The 17,776-nt window shown below is 75.3% G+C and carries 15 protein-coding genes and 1 pseudogene; 3 read left to right on the plus strand and 13 right to left on the minus strand.

Translation table 11 applies throughout. From position 1 onward, the window contains the following. The 12 genes and pseudogenes from VM95_RS39270 to VM95_RS30390 all read right to left on the minus strand — a co-directional run. Positions 1–2,487 (minus strand): annotated as a pseudogene (locus tag VM95_RS39270) (hypothetical protein); the annotation flags it as partial. Next, the gene (locus tag VM95_RS30340; RefSeq protein ID WP_045702801.1) at positions 2,487–4,061 is read right to left on the minus strand and encodes a hypothetical protein; all 1,575 of its coding nucleotides are present in this window, start codon (positions 4,059–4,061) and stop codon (positions 2,487–2,489) included. The gene VM95_RS30340 and the pseudogene VM95_RS39270, both read right to left, overlap by 1 nt. Further along, positions 4,058–4,723: a phage baseplate assembly protein V gene (locus tag VM95_RS30345; protein ID WP_045702803.1), complete on the minus strand. Its 666-nt coding sequence runs from the start codon at positions 4,721–4,723 to the stop codon at positions 4,058–4,060. The genes VM95_RS30340 and VM95_RS30345 overlap by 4 nt, the downstream gene beginning before the upstream one ends. A gap of 45 nt (positions 4,724–4,768) precedes the next feature. After that, on the minus strand, positions 4,769–5,854 hold the full coding sequence (locus VM95_RS30350) for a phage late control D family protein (RefSeq protein ID WP_045702804.1): 1,086 nt from the start codon (positions 5,852–5,854) through the stop codon (positions 4,769–4,771). Next, on the minus strand, positions 5,847–6,029 hold the full coding sequence (locus VM95_RS30355) for a hypothetical protein (RefSeq protein ID WP_045702806.1): 183 nt from the start codon (positions 6,027–6,029) through the stop codon (positions 5,847–5,849). Before VM95_RS30355 ends, VM95_RS30350 begins: the two co-directional genes overlap by 8 nt. A 17-nt stretch (positions 6,030–6,046) precedes the next feature. Then, positions 6,047–7,339 carry a CIS tube protein gene (locus VM95_RS30360; protein ID WP_045702809.1) on the minus strand — a complete coding sequence of 431 codons (1,293 nt, stop codon included), beginning with the start codon at positions 7,337–7,339 and terminating at the stop codon, positions 6,047–6,049. Further along, positions 7,339–7,896: a phage tail protein gene (locus tag VM95_RS30365; RefSeq protein ID WP_045702811.1), complete on the minus strand. Its 558-nt coding sequence runs from the start codon at positions 7,894–7,896 to the stop codon at positions 7,339–7,341. The genes VM95_RS30360 and VM95_RS30365 overlap by 1 nt, the downstream gene beginning before the upstream one ends. A 3-nt stretch (positions 7,897–7,899) precedes the next feature. Further along, positions 7,900–9,861, minus strand: a complete 1,962-nt coding sequence (locus VM95_RS39275; protein ID WP_052707665.1) for a phage tail sheath C-terminal domain-containing protein — start codon at positions 9,859–9,861, stop codon at positions 7,900–7,902. A gap of 8 nt (positions 9,862–9,869) precedes the next feature. After that, entirely contained in the window at positions 9,870–10,325 is a 456-nt protein-coding gene (locus VM95_RS30375) for a phage tail protein (RefSeq protein WP_045702813.1), read from the minus strand. Positions 10,326–10,357: 32 nt separating this feature from the next. After that, entirely contained in the window at positions 10,358–12,250 is a 1,893-nt protein-coding gene (locus VM95_RS30380) for a phage tail sheath family protein (RefSeq protein ID WP_045702814.1), read from the minus strand. Between the two features lie 81 nt (positions 12,251–12,331). Continuing rightward, the gene (locus VM95_RS30385) at positions 12,332–13,195 is read right to left on the minus strand and encodes a hypothetical protein (RefSeq protein ID WP_045702815.1); all 864 of its coding nucleotides are present in this window, start codon (positions 13,193–13,195) and stop codon (positions 12,332–12,334) included. Beyond that, complete coding sequence (locus VM95_RS30390) at positions 13,192–13,791, minus strand: Pvc16 family protein (protein ID WP_078860771.1); 600 nt, start codon at positions 13,789–13,791, stop codon at positions 13,192–13,194. Before VM95_RS30390 ends, VM95_RS30385 begins: the two co-directional genes overlap by 4 nt. A 136-nt stretch (positions 13,792–13,927) precedes the next feature. On the opposite strand from VM95_RS30390, the gene VM95_RS30395 reads away from it, so the two are divergent. Continuing rightward, positions 13,928–14,833 (plus strand): hypothetical protein, encoded by a 906-nt coding sequence (locus VM95_RS30395; protein ID WP_045702817.1) that lies wholly within the window; start codon positions 13,928–13,930, stop codon positions 14,831–14,833. 94 nt (positions 14,834–14,927) lie between these two features. Here the strand turns inward: VM95_RS30395 and VM95_RS30400 are convergent, their stop codons facing one another. Further along, the gene (locus VM95_RS30400; RefSeq protein WP_078860773.1) at positions 14,928–16,118 is read right to left on the minus strand and encodes a TIGR03364 family FAD-dependent oxidoreductase; all 1,191 of its coding nucleotides are present in this window, start codon (positions 16,116–16,118) and stop codon (positions 14,928–14,930) included. A gap of 163 nt (positions 16,119–16,281) precedes the next feature. On the opposite strand from VM95_RS30400, the gene VM95_RS30405 reads away from it, so the two are divergent. Together VM95_RS30405 and VM95_RS30410 are read left to right on the plus strand one after the other, a co-directional pair. Further along, positions 16,282–17,067, plus strand: a complete 786-nt coding sequence (locus VM95_RS30405) for a GntR family transcriptional regulator (RefSeq protein WP_045702819.1) — start codon at positions 16,282–16,284, stop codon at positions 17,065–17,067. 4 nt (positions 17,068–17,071) lie between these two features. Continuing rightward, positions 17,072–17,758, plus strand: coding sequence for a phosphonatase-like hydrolase (locus VM95_RS30410; RefSeq protein ID WP_045702821.1), 687 nt, complete (start codon positions 17,072–17,074; stop codon positions 17,756–17,758). The last annotated feature ends 18 nt before the right edge of the window (positions 17,759–17,776 follow it).

Consider the following 17,776-nt stretch of genomic DNA (forward strand, 5'->3'; position numbering starts at 1 on the left):
CTTGCCCTGCACCAGCAGCCTCGTCTGGTCCGCTCGCCAGCCCTTGCCAGCCGTACCCCAACTTCCGGTCTTCTTGTGGTCGGCGATGTCCATCTCGACAGCAGGGGCGGTGTAGCGCGAGACCACATTCAACGCCTGCGTGATCTTGGCGGTCCTACCACCCACCGCCTGGGCGTCCTTGGTCGCCTTCCACGCGGGCATGTGGTTGCGTTCCGTACCCTTGGTCGCTCGGTTCTTGCCGCCCCGGGGGTTCTTCACGCCGAGAGTGTTGTACGGACCGCCGCGGTAGACGGGTCTGACAAGCCTGACCTTGGGCTTCTTCTTGGTCGCCGGGCTCATCCGGGCGTCGATCAGCGACTCGTCGCCCTGGCGCTGTTCTTCGAGCAGGGTGAAGCCGTACGTCTTCTTGATCCCGGCAAGGGCGGTCCGCAGTTCGTCCTCCTCGAACGGATCGGTCAACGACTCCTGGGCGAGTGCGCCGATCGCCTGGAGGCCGCCCTGCCAGCGTTTCAGCTTCTCGGGGCTCATCCCCTGCTCGGGTTCCGCGCCCTTGGGCTTCGTCGTCGCGGCCTTGGCAGGAGCCGCCTTGGCAGGAGCCGCCGCGCCCGGGCCCTCGTGCCAGGTGCCGGCCTTCCGGTCGTCCCGTCCGGACTTCTTCGGCACGTGGTCGTTCATCAAATCGGTCATGAACTTGTCCGCGCTGAAGGCGACTTCGCCGAACTTGACCTCCGGCACCTTCCCCGAGCCGAGGACGTGCTCGACGTCGGCGCCGATCCCGAACTCGCCCGGCAGCGGGTACTCCAGCTGGAACAGCGGCCAGGTCCAGCGGTGGCTGGGCGCCGGGGACCACCAGGGGCTGACCAGGGCGACGAAGAGGTCGCCGCCGAGGCCGAGGAAGGGCTGGGCGGCGATCTCCAGGTGGCCGCCGATGAAGAACTCGCCGTGCTTGCCGGCCTTGGGGTCGGCGACTTCGCGGTAGCCGATCCGGGGGGTGGCCTCCACGTAGCCGCGGATCCCGGCGAGGGCGTTCAGCGCCACGCCCGCCTTGATGTCGTGGCCGAGGAGTTCGACGCCCGCGCCGCCCTGGGCGACCAGCCGGATGCCCGCGAAGGCGGAGACGTTGAGGGTGCCGGTGATGCCGAAGTCCTTCAGGACCTCGGGCTTGGTGGACCAGGTGCCGGTGAGTTCCATCCGGTCGAGCGTGGCCGGGCCGAGTTTGGCGAGCAGTTCCAGGCCGACGTCGGCGAAGACGAAGACGTTGCCGACCAGCGGCACGCCGTACAGGGCGCGCACCTCCAGTTTGGGCAGCGGTTTGACCCAGTCCTTCTGCTCGAACAGCGGCTTGGTCATCCTCGGCGTGATCCTGCCGACCAGGGTGACGTCCCCGTGGTGGTCGACCACCACCAGGGCCTCGCCGCTCAGCCATTCGGCGAGCTGGACGCTGACCGTTCCCCAGCCGACAACCACGCGCGGCCCGGGGCGCGGGCCGGTCGGGGCCGGCTCCTGCTCACCCTCGGGGACGGACGGCTTCGGCGCCGCCGCCTTGGCCTGAGCGGCGGCGACCTGTTCGCCCGTCAGCCGGCCGGCACTCTGCTCGTCGGTGGCGACCAGGGTCACCTCGCCGTCGAACTTGTCGTTGGCGTAGTGGACGCTGCCGCGCACGTCGACGACGCCGCCCGCGAGGGCCGCCGTCACCGTGCCCTTGAAGCCCTTCAGCTCCACCTCGACCGTGGCCTCGCCGGACAGCCCGCCCTGGGCGTCCCGCTTGACCGGCAGGGTGACGACGGCGAGCCCGGGCACCGTGCCGGTGGCGGTCGCGTCGAAGGTGACCACCTCGTCGGCGAGGCCGAGGGCGCCGGTGGCGTCGAGGAAGCCGCCGAGCCGGAAGTGCAGCCCGGCCGCCCGGATCAGCAGCTTCGGCCCGTCGAGCCGGTTCTCCACCGCGGGCAGCTTCAGCGCGCTCACCCCGGCGAGCCCCAACTGATCGGCGTGCTCGGCGACTTGGCCGAGCAGTTCGGCCGGGCCGGTGAGCAGGCGGCCCTTCACGACGGCGGAGGCGTGGCCCTCCAGCAGGCCGCCGCGCACCCGGACGGCGAGCACCGGTTCGATGCCGTACCGGGTGAGCGGCAGGAGGAACGGGTGGGCCAGCGGCAGGGTTTCGTAGTCCGGGCCGGTGGTCAGGCCCTCGTCGGTCTTCCGGAGGTTGAGCGTCCCGGTGGCGAGGGTGCCCAGCGCGGCCCGGACGGGGCCACCGGCGGGGCCCTTCCGCTCCAGGTACGCGGTGACGGCCGGGGTGGGCGCCAGGGCGGCGCCGCCCTCCAGCGCGAGGACGTCCCGGGGCACGTCGGGCGCGACGGTCGGGCGCGCGGGCACGGCACCCGCCAGCTGCCCGGCGAGGGCGCCGGCGGGCCCTTCCGTCGTAGGCCCGGGCGCCGCCCTGGGCGCGGCGGGCGCGGACGGTTTGACCTCGCGAGCGGGGCCGGCCATCAGCGGCCTCCGCAGAGCGGGTCGGGCGGGGAGCTCTCGACGGGCGGCGGCGAGCCGGTGGCGCCGGTGGTCGGGTCGAGCGCGGCCACCAGGTCGGCGGCCGCCGCCCGGGCCTCCGGATCGGCGCCGGGCGCGCTCGGCTTGAAGGGCGCCCGCGCGGCCATCGCGGCCGTGGCGCCCGGTGCGCCGAGCAGGTCGTCGAGCCGGCCCGGCCCGGGGTTGCCCGGCCCGGGCCCGGTGAGCAGCGTGGCGAGGTCGTGCCCGGGGGCGCTGAGGTACGCCTGGAGGGCGCCGAGGGCGACGAGGTCCGGTGGCAGGCAGAAGCGCAGCGCGAGCAGCCACCAGAGCTGGAAGGCGAGCACCACGATCGGCAGGAAGAGGCTGAACAGGAAGAACGCCACGATCATGAAGAGTTCGAGCGCGAAGGTGCAGATCCGGAAGTCGGTGCCGCCGGGTGTGCCGCTGCCGGGCTTCGGGATGTCGCCGCCGGTGACGGGCAGTTGGGAGCCGGGCGGGGTGGTGACCGCCACGCCGCCGGGGCCGGCCGGGCGTCCGGCGCGGGCGGCGAGGGCCCGCAGGTCCGGCATGGTGATCGAGACCTTGTGGTTCTTGGTGCCCTCCGGGTCGTAGAACGCGGCGAGGCTGAACGGCTCGGTGCCGGCGCTCCAGGACTCCTGCGGCGGGCAGTGCTCGTGGCCCGGGGCGGGCGGCCGGCGGGCGACGCAGCGGAGCTCGTACACGTGCTGGTCGTCGAGTTTGGGGGCGCCCTGGTCGTCGTGCTCGCCGGAGAGGGTCGGCACCAGGCCGAACCAGAGCGAGCGGGTCGCGGCCCGCTCGCACTCCCAGGCGGGGGTGGGGATCCGCCACATCGGCAGTTCCTGCTCCGGTTCGGGCCTGCCGTCCGCGCCCACGGTGCCGGTGGGCACCCAGTGCGGGCCCTTGGGGCCGGTGGTCCAGCTCTGCTCGACGGGCGGCCCGAGGGCGGCGAGCAGGTCGCCGTGCTCGGCCTCGAAGCGGGCGCGGTAGGCGAGGTCGGCCCAGAGCACGTTGGGCAGGTCCCGGTCGGTGAGCCGGCCGGCTGCGGCGCCGCGGGCGGCCAGCAGGTCGGTGGTCAGCGCCCTCGCGAGCCGGCGCACGGCCGCCCGTTCGGAGGTCGGGACGGTCCGCTGCTGCCGCCGCAGCACCATCCGCAGCTGCACGCCCTCGGCCGCGGCGCCGGGCCGGGGCAGGCCCGGCCGGTCGCAGAACAGCTCGACGACGACGGCGTAGAAGCGGTGGTGGCCGGGCTGGTAGAGCTTGCGCAGCGGCGTGGCGACCATGGTGTGGGTGGCGAAGCGCAGCCGTCCGCGCCGGGCCCGGCCGGCCGGCACCGGGACGGGGTAGGCGTACACGTCCTCGACCGGGTCGAAGGCGAGCGAGGCGCGCGGGTCCGCCGTCAGCCGGGCGACGAAGTCGGGGGCGTCGTACTTCTGCAGGGCCGGGGCGGCCGCCCGGGGGTCGAAGCGGTCGAAGCCGCCGAGCTCGCAGACGTACCAGGGCGCGCGCAGCTGGAACCCGTGGGCCGCGGCGGTCACCAGATGTTCCCGGCGCCCGGCGTGTAGGCCGGTGACATGACCATCTGCTCGGCGGTCAGGGTGCCGACCTGGACGATGCCGCTGAAGGTCGCCAGCGGCGCGTCGACCTTCACCATCGGCGCGGTGACGTCGACCGAGACGTTGGCCCTGATCTCGACCGTGGTGGCGGTCAGCCGGACCTCGCAGCCGGTGGCGTGCCGCACCGTCACGGTCTGGGCGGCGTCGTCGAGGCTCACCTGGTGGCCGGAGGCCATGGTGATCCGCACCTTGGCGGCGCCGGCCGTGTCGTCGAACTCCAGCCGGCTGTCCGCCCGGGAGCGCAGCAGCCGGATGTCGTTCGCCCGCTCGGGCTGGTGCGGCAGGGCCTCCCGGCCGTTCCAGGCCGCGCCGAGGATGTACGGGCGGCGCAGGTTGCCCGCCTCGAAGACCACGACCACCTGGCTGCCGACCTCCGGGAGGACGAGCAGCCCCTGGTCGCGGTCGGCGTACGGCGAGCAGAGCGTGGCCCAGGCCCGGACGTCGCGGTCGCCGTCGGTGCCGAGCCAGGGGAAGCGCACCTCGACCCGGCCGAGCTTCTGCTCGTCCACGATGTCGGTGACCAGGGCGGGGTAGGCGCCGTGGTAGCCGGGCGCGGCGCCGTCGGACGGGCTGGGCAGGGGCATCGGTTCACCTCGGTTCACGTCTCAGTTCACGTCTCGGTTCACGTCTCAGTTCACGTCGTTGAGCGTGGCCCGCTCGGCCTCGAAGCGGGTGCGGAAGCCGTGCTCCAGGTCGAAGCCGTGGCACAGCCGGGTGACGTAGTAGCCGGGGCCGTCGAAGGGGGCGCCGACGTCCCGCAGGGTGAGCCGGCTGCCGACGACCAGGTCGGGCGTGCCGTTGGTGAGGCCGGTCGCGACGACGAAGCGCCGGCCGCGCCGGAGCATCTCGGCCCGCGCCCAGGCGGACGCCTCGGCCGCGTTCAGGGCGACCTCGCGCACCCGCAGGGTGCTGCTGGGGCCGAGCGCCCGGGCCAGCAGGCGCACGCCGGTGCGGCCGCCGCCGGCCTCGGCCTCGACCAGCTCCGGGCCGGCCCGCTCGTCGACGCCCTCCCGGCGTTCGGCGTCGTAGCCGGTGACCACCACCTCGCTGCGCTGGTGAGCGAGGTCGGCCGTCAGCCGGGCGGACAGCAGGTCGCGGCCGAGCACCAGGGTGAGCGCGGTGCCCGGCCGGGTGTCCCGGGTGCGCAGGTGCAACGTGCCGCCGCTGCACCAGAGTTCGGCCTGGAGCAGGCGGGCGCGCTCGCGCAGGAAGGCGAGGTCGCTCTGGTTCAGCTGCTGGACGACGTCGTAGCGCGGGCCGGGCGCGGCGGTGTCCGCCCGCAGGCCGTGCTCGCGGGCGACGGCCTCGGCGAGGTCGGCGTCGGTCACCTGCGTGTAGGTGCGCGTCCGGCGGGTCATCCGCAGCCGCATCAGGGCGTCCTCGGCGTGCACCACGACCAGGGGCGGGTCGCCGTCGCCGAGGACGAGCTCCAGGCCGGAGACGGTGCCCTCGAAGACGTTGCGCTGGTCGGCGTCGGGGCCGAGGGCGACCTTGAGCGCGCTGCCGAGGTCGACCGTCCGCCCGTCCAGGTGCAGCAGGCTCTGCTGCGGGCCCCGGGCGCCGACGCCGCTGGCCAGGAAGGTCGCCCGCAGGGTGCGCAGGCCCTCGGTGCCCTCGCCGACCTCCAGGCGGACGCAGTCCCGGCCCAGGTCGCGCACGAGGTCGCTGCCGACGGTGAAGACCGGGGCGACGGCGGTGACGCCCGGCTCAGTCATCGAAGCCCACCGCCGCGACCCGTCCGGCCAGCCAGCGCGCCCGGTCGAGCGCCGCGCACAGCTCCTCGGCCCGCTCCGCCTCCCCGGCCGGGCCGCCGCGCCCGGCGGCGGGCGCCGGGCCGGGCGCGGCCGCGGGGACGACGTCGGTGTGGACTTCGCCGATGTGCACGGTCATGGCGCCTCCCGGGTCCTCTACGGCCGCCACCTCAGGGTGCTCGGCGGTGCGTCACGGCGGCGTTGCGCGCAGTCCGCCGCCGTCCGGGCGGGCGTCACCGGCGGCAGGTGCTCCCACGGCGGCGTCACGCCGTCCGGCGGCGGCAGTTCGCGGGCGCGGGCCCGGCCGGCCAGGCTGCGGGCGCCGCCGGTCTCCGCCTCGGCGCGGGTGTCCGCGTCGGCGCGGCTGCGCAGCGGCACGCCCTGGCCGTACGTCAGGGCGCGCGGGTCGGGCGGCGGGGCGGCGCCGGTCGGGGGTACCGGGCCGGGGACGGCGAAGGCGCCGCGGGCCAGGTCGACGGCCCGGGCGGCGCGGGCGCCGGTCACCGTGCTCAGCGACGCGGCGATCCCGCCGCCGGCCGAGAGCGCGAAGCCCGCGGCCGTCAGGTCGTCCGTGCCGCTCCCGCTGCTGGGAGCGGCACCTTCGGCATCCGGCCCGAGGCCCAGCGCCCCGGCGAGCCCGGCGACGGAGGTGGCCGCGGCCTCGCCCGCGAACCCGGCCGACAGGCCGAGGCCGCCGCCCGCCTCGACCTCGACGCCGAGGTGCACGTTGAACCCGGCGGTGAGCCCGAGCGGGCTGTCCAGCCCCCGCATCGCCGCCCGCCAGGCCGCCGGGTCGAGCCCGAGCCGGGCCAGCAGCTGCTGGGCGCTCTCCCCGCCCCGGGCCTGGACGACCTGCTGCGGCCGGTTCGTGCCGGCCGTGCCGGGGGTGGAGCCGGCCGGCGGCGTGCCCGGGTCGGTGGCGGCGCGGGCGTCGCGCGCGCCGGCGCCCTTCTCGTGCGCTTCGAGGCCGAAGTCCTGCTCGGTGACGGTGACGCCGACCTTGGCCCGCAGCGGGGTGCCGTCCGGGGCGAACAGGTCCAGTTCCTCGGTGACCTGGGTGACGATCCCGTCGAACCGGAACGTCCCCCACTGGAACCGGACGATCGGCGGCGGGTCGCCCTTCTTGCGCGGCGGCGGCTCGACGAACTGCCGGACCACCGCCGTCCACTCCCGGACGTCCGTGTACGCGCCGGGGCCGCCCTGCTCCGCCGTGTCGAAGGCCAGGTCGAAGGCGAGCACGGCGGGCTCCGCCGAGGGGTTCTGGCGCTTCTCGGTGCGGGTGCCGACGCCGCCGCGGTCGACGTTGTTGTTCCGGCTGAGCCGCAGCGAGACGGGGTTGAACTGGACCTCGACCGCCGGACCGTCCCCCTTGACCAGCGGCGGCCGGTCCTTGCCGCCGGCCCGGTCCACCCGGAGCCGCTGCAGGGTCGCGTGGGCCAGCTCCGCCATCAGGTGCCCTCCAGTCGCAGGCCCTCGTGGGCGATGTGCAGTTCCTCCATGGCGATCTCGCCGGTGCGCGCGTTGAGCGCCGGCCCGGTGAGCTTGACGGGCAGTCCGCGGGTGAACCGCCAGTGGGCGACGGTCCTGGCCCCGGTCGGGTCCAGCACCTCGATGTCGCCGTCGTAGCGGGCCGCCCGCCGTTCGCCGCTGACGATGCCGTGCAGCCAGTCCCAGAGCGCGGTGTCGGCCCGGCCGCCGGGGGTGGGCACGAGCATGCCGCGCTTGAGCACGATCGGCTGGAGCTTGATCCGGCCCGTCCCCCGGGCCAGTCCGTCGTTGCGGCCGCCCTCGGGGTGGTCGCCGACCTCCATCTCCAGCTCCAGGCCGGCGCACTCCTGGAAGCCGCCGTCGCCGAGCCGGTCCGCCGGGCCGTCCGCCCCGGGGTCCGCCCCCGGGCCGGCGGCCGTCGCGCCGTCCAGGCTGGGCGGCGGCGTCGCGGTCGGGCCCGGGGAGGTGCTGCGCCGCAGCGAGATCCGGAAGTTGAAGCCCTGCACCAGCTCGGCCATCGCTCAGCCCGCCACTCTGACGTCGCCGTCCGCGTCCTGGGCGATCCGCAGGACGAGGTATTCGAGCGGCTGGGCAGGCGCCACCCCGATCTCGGCGACCAGCCGGCCCAGCCCCTGCGACCGCGCGGGGTTCAGCTCCTCGTCGCAGCGGACGAAGAAGGCCTGCGCCTCGGTGGCCCCGCCGAACGCCCCGGCGCGGAACAGGTCACGCAGCAGCCTGGTCACCGCGCCGCGCAACTCGTCGCGCAGCTGCGGCGAGTTGGGCTCGAAGGCGAGGCTCTGCGCCTGGCGTTCGAGGACGAGGCGCAGCATCGTCATCAGGCGCCGCACGCTCAGCTGGCGGTAGTCCGGGTCGCCGGAGAGCGTACGGGCGGAGGCCAGCCGGAAGCCGTCCCGCTCGGCGGCGAACACGTCGATGCCGAGCAGGTGGAGTTCGTCGAGCTCGGCCGGGGCGGGCTGGTCGGCCGCCGTCACGGCCCCGGCCGCGAGGGCGTTGGCCGGGCCCCAGGGGATGCCGAGCCGGTGCTCGCGGTCGGCGATGATCCCGGCGGCGAACGCGGACGGCGGCACCTGGACGGCGCGCAGCCGCGGGTCGTCCGGGTCGACGACGCCGAGCCACGGGTGGTGCGCGGCCGCGTAGGAGCTGTCGAAGCCGGCCCGCCAGCGGGTGGTCAGGCGCAGCGGCAGCCCGGGGGGCACGTCCAGCAGGGCGACGAAGCGGCGCTGGCGCTCCGCCAGGTCGACGAGGCGGCGCTGGCGGCGCAGGATCTCGGCGAGCGCGCCCGGGTCGCGGCCGTCGAGCAGCACCGCCCGCTCCGGCGGCGGCGGGTAGACCACGGGGACGGCCGGGGGCGGGCAGCGCCCGTCCGCCCGCTCGGGCGGCGGCTCCGGCGGGTCGGTGGTGCCGGTGGGCACCGGGTAGTCCCAGAGCAGGTCGGGCACCGAGAGCAGGGCGACCTCGGGTTCCAGGGCGAGCCGGTCGAGGCCGACGAAGGCGGTGCCGTCGTCGGGCAATCGGTCGCCGCCGACCGGGAACAGCTCGGGCGGGGTGTCGCCGAAGAGGCTGTCCGCCGTGACGGCCGCCCAGCGGTCCGCGCCGGGCCGGACCAGGACGGCGTCGACGGCCGGCAGGGTCGGGTCCGGGGGCAGCAGCCGCTCGGGCCAGTCGCCGTCCGGGGCGATCAGCAGGGACTCCTCGGCGAGCACCTGCCGGGCGGGGCGGGGGTGCGCGGCGGACAGGCCGAGGTCGGTGAGGCGTTCGGCGCGGGCCGGGTCGGCGTCGGTGACGGTGACGGTTGCGGTGACGATGTCCGCTTCGAGCTCGACAGCGTCAAGTGCCTCGTCCAGGAAGGCCGTTCGGCCGCGCGGGGACTCCTCCACCAGGCGGACGAAGCGGAACACCCCGGCGGGCGGCAGCCCCGGCCCGCGGACCCGGAGCAGGGAGCCGGCCGGCACGGCGACCGCGTCGGGCAGCGGCAGCCGCAGGCCGTCCGCCCGGCCGGTGAAGTGCCGGTCGGCGGCGAACTCCCAGCGCACGGCGAGGCGTCCGCCCCAGCTGCCCTCGTCGGCGGCGACCAGCCCGAGGTCGACGGGCGCGCCGGCGGCGGGATCGGCCAGCCGGACGGTGTACCGGGCGACGGCGGCCAGCGCGGCCGGGTCGGGCGCGCGCGGCACCGGCGAGACCCGCAGCACGTACGCCCGGCTGCCGCCCTGGGCGAAGAACGCCCGGACGGCGTACGGCAGCAGGCCCGGGCCCTCCAGACCGCCGAAGCGCCGCTGGTACTCCGTCCAGCGCTCGACGGCGACCGGCCGGTCCACCGGCCCGCGCGGCGCCACCCCGACGAACCCGGCCACGTCCAGCCGCACCGGCCGGAAGGCGGGCGCCGGCCGCCGGGCGTCCCGGTACACCCCGGGCGCCCCGAGCCGCAGCCCGGGGGCGCTGGCGGCGGCGTTCGCGGCGTTCATGGGCGTGCTCACAGCGACGCGAAGTCGATCCGCTCGGCGACGAGGTGGAGTTCCTCCATCGCGACCTCGCCGCCGCCCTTGCCGGCCAGGGTGGGGCCGACCCACTTCTTGGGCTGGGCGTTGTGCAGCGTCCAGGAGCAGACCGGGGTGCGGGCCTCGTCGTGGAGGGTGACGACGACCGTCCGGGGGTCGAAGTCGCCCTCCCGGGTGGCCTTGATCCAGTTGAACAGCCGCAGGTCGCCGATGATGCCGCGCTTGAGGGTGACGTCGTCGGTGGTGTTGGTGTTGGCGATCTTGCGGACGTGGTTCTCCTTGTCGTTGCCGTTGCGGTACTCGGAGAACTTCACCTCGTTGCCCGCGCCGGTGAAGTCGGAGAAGCCGCCGGCGATCTGGTCCTCGCCGCCGGCGTCGCCGAGTTTGACGAGGAAGTTGAAGGCTCCGTACGGGTTGTTGCGGGTGGCCATGTGCCCTCTCCTTCGCTGAGAATGACGCCGCGTCAGACGGCCGGCGCGTCGGCGGTGAACTGGCCGATCCGGAAGATCACGAACTCGGCCGGGTAGGTGGGGGCGACCCCGATCAGGCAGATCATCCGGCCGTTGTCGATGTCGTTCTGGGTCATCGTGGTGCGGTCGCAGCGGACGAAGAACGCCTCCTCCGGCTTGCCGCCCATCAGCGCGCCGCTCTTCCAGGTGACCAGCAGGAAGTCCTCGACGGACTGCCGCACCGAGGCCCAGAGCCGCTCGTTGTTCGGCTCGAACACCGCCCACTGGGTCGACTTGTCGATCGAGTGCTCCAGGTAGATGAACAGCCGGCGGACGTTGACGTACTTCCACTCCGGGTCCGAACTCATCGTCCGCGCGCCCCAGACCCGGTTCGACCGGCCCTCGAAGAAGCGCAGCGCGTTGATCCCCTCGGGGTTGAGGACGGCCTGCCGGTCGTAGGTCACGTTGGTGACGAACTCGCTCATGCCGTAGACGACTTCGTTCGCCGGGGCCTTGAACACCCCGCGGTCGTTGTCGCTGCGGGCGTAGATCCCGGCGACGAAGCCGGAGGGCGGCAGGTCCAGCGTCGGCGTGGGCGCGCCCGGGTCGGGCCGCCGGGTGGGGTCGGTGATCCGCAGCCACGGGTAGTAGAGGGCCCCGTAGGTGCTGTCGAACTGCGAGCGGAAGCGGCGCACTTCGGAGATCGAGCTGTCCTTCGGCGGGTCGACGATCGCCATCCGGTAGCGCAGCTGCTCGCAGTGGTCGATCAGCCCGGAGGCCGCCTCCGTCTGGTCCTGGCCGGTGAGGTTCACCGTGTCGGGCATCGCGACGACGGCGATGTCGTCGATCTCGCCGAGCGCGGCCAGCCCGGTGGCCGGCCGGTTGTGGTCGTCCGGGTCGGCGCGCTCGCCCAGCAGCTCCACGGAGGTCGGGTCCTGGCCGTCGCCGCCGCCCGTGAGGAAGCCCGGGTGGGCGGCGTCGAGCGCCAGCAGGGCGGTCAACGTCTCGCCCGGCGTGGGCGGTTGGGCCCCGGGGGCGGTGGGCGCCGGGTAGTCGAGCCAGACCAGGGAGAACTCGTCGGCCGGGTCCTTGGCGGCGAGCACCCTCGCCACCGAGCGCGGGTGGGCGTCGTCGAGTTCGAGCTCGTTGTAGACGTCCAGCCGGTCCGCGCCGGAGCGGACGGTGACGGCCAGGGTGAGGTGGAAGGCGGCCTTGCCGGCGGCCGGGGCGTCCACGCCGCCCTGGGCGTTGCGGTAGCCGAGGCTGCCGTCCGCGGCCCGCGCCACGATCCGGACGTCGGCGGCGTTCGGCTTCGTCCGGTCGCTCGGCGCCGGCGGCTTCCCGCCCACCAGGTCGGCCAGTTCGACGGCCGCGCCCGGCTGCACACCGGTCAGCCGGACGGTGCCGGTGCCGTCCGCGGCGGTGGCCGCGATCAGCACGTTCTTGCTGCGCCGGAACGCCACCGAGACGCCGATCCGCGCCCCGGCCTGCCCCGGCCAGCGGGCCCACCAGCGCAGCACCGGCGTGCCGGTCGCGGGCACCGCGAGCGAGGCGAAGTTGGCCGGCCCGTCGATCGTGTCCGCCGGGCCGGCCGTCTTGACGAAGGAGAACACCCGGGAGACGTACAGCCGGCGGCCGCCGTTGGCGAAGAAGGCGCGGGCGGCCAGCGCCAGGTAGCAGGGGCTGCCGTCCCCCAGGGTCAGCCCGCCGTACGCGCGCTCGTACTCGGTGAAGCTGGTGACCAGGGACGGGCCGGGCGTCAGGATCCGCCCGTTGGCGAGGTACGGCACCGGGCCGTACTCCGTCCGACCGGCCATGCCGAAGGTGCTGGTGGGCACCCCCTCGATGGACCGCGAGCGGAAGCTGGTCTCCTCGACGTAGACGCCTGGGGTCAGGTACTCGGGCATGCGCGGGCCTCCTCGGGCGGCGGGCTGGCGGGTGGCGGGCTGCGGTCTGGCGGGCGGCGGGCGGCGGGTCGGATGCGCGGGTCAGGTGTGCGGCAACTCGGTCTCGGGGAGCACCCGGCCGACGGTCAGGCGCCGGACGACGTCCCCGGCGCCGGTCCGGTAGCCCGGGGGCAGGGCGGTGCCCCGCAGCAGCGGGTTGTCCAGGTCCGCGGGGACGGGCGGGGCCTGGCTGCGCGGGACGTCCTCGACCACCAGGTCGGCCAGCGGGTCGAGCGGGTCGACCGGCGGCACCTGCCCCTGGTCGGGGGCGGCGGTGCGCAGGGCGACGTCGAAGGCGGAGGGCGCCGGGTGCGGCAGCCCCCCGATGCCGTCCACCAGCAGCAGCACCTGGCCGTGCTCGTCGCCGTGCGCCCAGCCGACCGGGACGCCACCGGAGCCGAAGGCCGTCACCCGGGGCCAGCGCACCGGCCGGCCCCGGTGGGTGACGCGCAGCCGCAGGCCGGTCAGACCGTTCGTCACCGGATAGGCCACGCCGGGCAGCAGCCAGGGGCGCAGCAGCCGGGAGGCGGCCGGTACGTAGCCGGCGGTGGGCGGGCGGTCGTCGGCGCCGGTGAGTTCGGCGGGCGTCCACAGCGGGACGCGGAAGCGGCGCGGGACGAGGCGGCGGGCCGGGTCGTCGAGCCGCAGCACGACGGTGCGGGCCCGGACGCCGCCGGGGCCGTACCGCAGCACCGCGCCGGTGGCGCCGTGGCTCTCCAGCGGCCGGACCGGGCCGCCGGGCGGCGGGGCCTCGCGGCCGACCCGGACGCCGGGGGCGGGCGCGGCGGTGCGCGCGTCGAGCGGGCGGACGGCGAGCGCGAGGCGGTGGGTGACGTCGACCGGGCCGGCGTCGACGGTGATCGGGGGGCCGGCGTCGAGGTCGCCCGAGCCGGCGGGGGCGGTCATCGCGGGATCCCGGAGAGCCGGGTGGCCACCGTGGTGACCTCCTCGGGGGCGGGCCCGCGGGGGCCGTCGATCCGTACCACCCGGGCCAGGTAGGGCAGGCAGAGCCGGTAGTCGGTGCTCATCGCCTGGAAGGCCTCGCTCAGCGAGTCCATCGCCAGCTCGTCCGAGACGACCTGGACCATGTCGCCCGGTTCCCAGTCGCCGCTCGGGTCGAGCAGCGGGCCGGTGAGGATGCCCTCGCTCTCCAGCGTGCGGGCGGTCAGGCCGAGCCACTCCAGCTCGGCCTCGACGAACTGGTCCCAGGCGGCCATCATCATGTGCATCCGCAGCGGCAGCCGGGGCAGGCCGTCCCGCGCGGAGACGGCGCCCCAGCCGGCCCGGGTCTCCCGGTCGATGCTGAGCCGGTAGCAGTACACGGAGACGGCCGGATAGCGGATCACCGCGCCGGCGGTGTCCACCTTCTCGAAGTCCAGCGGGCCGGCGAGCACCGCCAGCGGCCGCCGGCCGGCGCCCTCGGGGATCTCCTCCTCGAAGCGCCGGTTCAGCAGCGCGACCACACTGCGTCCGACTGCGGCGAGTGCCCGGTATCCAGCCATGGTCCGATGCTCGGCCGCCGACGTCACCGCGGCGTTGCCGCAGCCGGGCGACGGCGTGGTGACGGTGTCCGTCGCACTCTCGACGCGCGTCCGCTCCCCTACCCGGGAGCTTCCCGATCACCCCGGAGAAGGCCCCATGAGCTACGAGTCCCCGTACTCTGCCGGACACCCCGGCTGCTGCGACACCGACGCCATCGACGAACTCGCCTGCAAGGCCAAGGGCATCCAGAAGCGCGCCGACGTCATCCAGGAGAGCCTGAAGACCCTGGAGCCGTTCAAGGCCGCCTTCTCCACCGCGAAGAAGGACTACGGCGCCGCGCGCGCCGCCGCCGGGGTCGACGTCCGGGCCGCGGACGCCCAACTCAAGTCGATCCGCGAGCAGTTGCGCTGCCGGGTCGACGAGGAGCAGCGCGACTGCGCGGAGCGCGCCGAGCACCGGGTGCACGCCCGGATCGAGGAGTGCGACGGGGAGCCCGGCTGCCGCGAGTTCCCGTGCGACTTCGGCACGGACGGGCACGAGGACGACCCGGACGCCCAGCTCGCGGGCCTGATCGCGCACTACCGCAGTGAGGTCGACGTGGCCTCGAAGTTCTTCCAGGCGCTGATCGCCGAGCAGGCGGCGCTGCCGCCGCGCGCCGCCAAGCTCCGGGCGGACGCGGCGCAGCTGGCCGCGGACGTCGCCGACCCGAACCGGAGCCCGCTGGAGCTGTACGTGCGGCTGCTGGTGCTGGACCGGCAGGTGAAGGGGGTGTGGAACGGGTTCCCGGGCGTCCAGGAGTACGTGGACTGCCTGTGCCGGACGCTGCTGTACGTGCTCAAGGGGTGGGAGGCGGTGGCCTGCCTGGAGGGGTGGCGGGCGGTGCGGCAGTGCAAGGACCAGGGGCGGCAGGACCGGTGCAAGCAGCTGCGGGACCACACGGTGGACGAGGTGATGGCGGAGGCCGCCAAGTGCCTGGGCGGCGACTGCGGGCCGTGCGGGGGGTCGTCCGGCTCGTCGGGCTCGTCGGCGTCCGCCGGGCCGTACGCGCTGAAGCCGCGCTGAAGGCCGCCGGCGGCCCCGGCCGCGCCGGGGCCGCTCCCGGGTGGAGTCGGGGGCGGCGTCCGGCAGTTGGCGGGGTGGCTCGTCCTGCGGTTCCTCAGCCGGTGGTGGCGAGGGTGCCATCGAAGGTGGCGGCGGCGAGGCCGAAGGAGAGGGTCATCCCGATGCCCGAGGTGACCGAGATCGCGCGCACCCCCGGTGCCAGGTCGCGCACCAGCAGCGGGCCGCGGGGGCTGCTCGCGTAGACGCCCTGCCAGCGTTCCAGGACCCGCAGGCGCGGCACGCCCAGGACCTTCGCGACGGCGTCGAGCAGCAGCTCGTAGGTGCGCTCGTCGACGAACGGCGGGGTGGTGGCGTCGTAGTGGTGCGAGTCGCCGACCAGGACGGTGCCGTCCGGGAGCCGGGTGAACATCACGTTCGCGCCGATCTCCAGCAGTTCGGCGCTGTGGCCCAGCACCTCCTCGCGCAGTCGGGCGGCCGCGGGCCGGCTGGTGAAGGCGTCGTAGCGGAGCATCGAGGTGGCGGTCAGCACGGCCGAGTCGGTGCGGAAGCCGGCCGGGGCCTCGACCCGGGCCATGCTGAGGCGGCAGCGCTCGACCCCGTGGTCCTCGGCGATGTCGGGGAGCAGGTAGTCCACGTCGTGGCCGACGCAGACCAGGATCCGCTCGCCGTGGACGGCGCCGCGGGTGGTGTGCACGGTGCCGGACTCGACGCCGGTGACGGCGGTGCCCCACAGCACCCGGCCGCGCGGGTGCTCGGCGACCCAGCGGGCCAGGGCGGGCGCCGCCTCGCGCGGGTTGACCCGCAGGTCGGCGGGCAGCAGCGCGCCGGCCGTGATGTCGTCCCGCTCGTCCTCCGCACGGCCGAGGGCCGCGGCCGTCTGCTCGGCCGTGTACGGCCGGACGGCGTCGCCGCCGCGCTCGGCGCGCAGCTCGTCCAGGACGGCCGCCTCGGTGGCGGAGCGGGCGACGACCAGGGTGCCGGCCTCGGCGGCCCAGAAGCCGGCGGCTTCGGCGGCGCGCAGCCAGCCGGGGCGGGAGCGCTGGGCGAGGGCGAGCAGCTCGCCGTCCTGGGCGCTGATGCAGCAGTGGCCGAAGTTGCGGACCGAGGCGCCGACCGGTCGGCGGTCGCGGTCGAGGACGGTGACGGACAGGCCGTTGGACAGCGCCTCGAAGGCGTGGGCCAGGCCGATGATGCCCGCGCCGACGATCACCACGTCGCTGCGGCCGGGCGTGCCGGCCCCGCTCGGACGGGTGGGGGCGGTGGTGGGTGTGGTGCTGCTGCTCATGGCTCCAGATTCCGGGCTCGGCGGCGTCGACGTCAAGAGATGTCTGTACAAGTTACCGTCTGTTCATCCGCCCGACGACCGTCGCGAGCGGTCGCGGCCATGAGCCGACCTGCACACCGGGCTCCGCTTGAGAAGTTCCGGCCCCTGGTGTCATAGTCGACTTGTGAAGACAAGTGAGGCGACACGTGACGCGACCCGCGAGGCGCTCCCGCTCCACCAACGGCTCGCCGCCGAGTTCCAGCGGCGCATCGAGTCCGGCGAGTGGCCCGAGGGCGAGCCGGTGCCCAGCGAGTCGCAGCTCTGCGCCGAGTTCGGCAGCTCCCGCGGCCCGGTCCGCCAGGCCCTGGCCGTCCTGCGCGGCGAGGGCAGCCTGGTCGGCGGGCGCGGCAAACCGCCCGTCGCCCGCCGCACGGCGCCCTCGCAGCCCTTCGCCACCTTCCTGTCCTTCACCCAGTGGGCCCGCGGCATCGGCCGCGAACCGGGCCAGCGCACGATCGAGGTGGCCCGCCGCCGCGCCACCCCGGAGGCCGCCGCCCGGCTCGGCCTGCCCGAAGGGGAACCCGTCGTCGAACTCGTCCGGCTGCGCCTGCTGGACGGCGTCCCAGCGATGCTGGAACGCTCCACCTTCGTCCACGAGGTCGGCCGGATCCTCTTCGACTTCGACCCGGACACCGGGTCCGTCTACGACGAACTGCTGCGCCGCGACGTCGACCTGCACCACGCCCGGCACACCATCGACGCCGTCGCCGCCGAACCGCGCGACGCCGAACTCCTGCGGATCACCGCGGGCGCCCCGCTGCTGCGCGTCCGCCGGCTCACCACCTCCAGCCGCGGCGTGCCGCTGGAGGACGCCGACGACCGCTACCTGCCCAGCATGGCCACCTTCACCATCGAGAACACCGTCGAAGGCCGCACCGTCATCGGCCGCTACCGCACCGAAGAGGACTGACCCCGTGATCCAGCTCGCCGCCCTCGACATGGCCGGTACCACCATCAACGAGTCCGGCGCCGTCTACCGGGCGCTGCGCACCGCCGTCGAGCGCAACGGCGTCGCCGTCGCCGAGGCCGACCTCCAGACCTGGATGGGCACCGACAAGCGCGAGGCCATCGACGCCCTGGTCCGCCTCGGCGGCGGCACTCCCACCCCCGAGCTCGTCGAGGAGAGCTACCAGGCCTTCCGGGCGTACCTGCGCGAGGCCTACCGGACCACTCCCCCGCAGGCCATCCCCGGCGTCGAGGACGCCCTGGCCGAGCTGCGGCGGCGCGGCATCAAGGTCGCGCTGACCACCGGGTTCAGCGACGACGTCGCGCTGCCGCTGCTCGCCTCGCTCGGCTGGTCGACCGGCGAGGGCGGCAACCTCGACGCCGTCGTCACCTCGGACGAGGTCCCGCGCGGGCGCCCCGCGCCCTACATGATCCACCGGGCGATGGAGAAGACCGGCGTCATCGACACCCGCCGGGTGCTGACCGCCGGCGACACCGTCGTCGACGTCCAGGCCGGCGCCAACGCCGGGGCCGGTGTCGTGGTCGGCGTGCTCACCGGGGAGCTCGACCGCGCCGACTTCGACGGGCAGCCGCACACGTACGTGCTGGCCGGTGTCGCCGACCTGGTCGGGCTCGCGGAGACGCAGCCGTCCTGACGCTTCGCCGGTCCGGCC

The organism is Streptomyces rubellomurinus (genome assembly GCF_000961885.1).
GTDB classification, from domain to species: Bacteria; Actinomycetota; Actinomycetes; order Streptomycetales; family Streptomycetaceae; genus Kitasatospora; species Kitasatospora rubellomurina.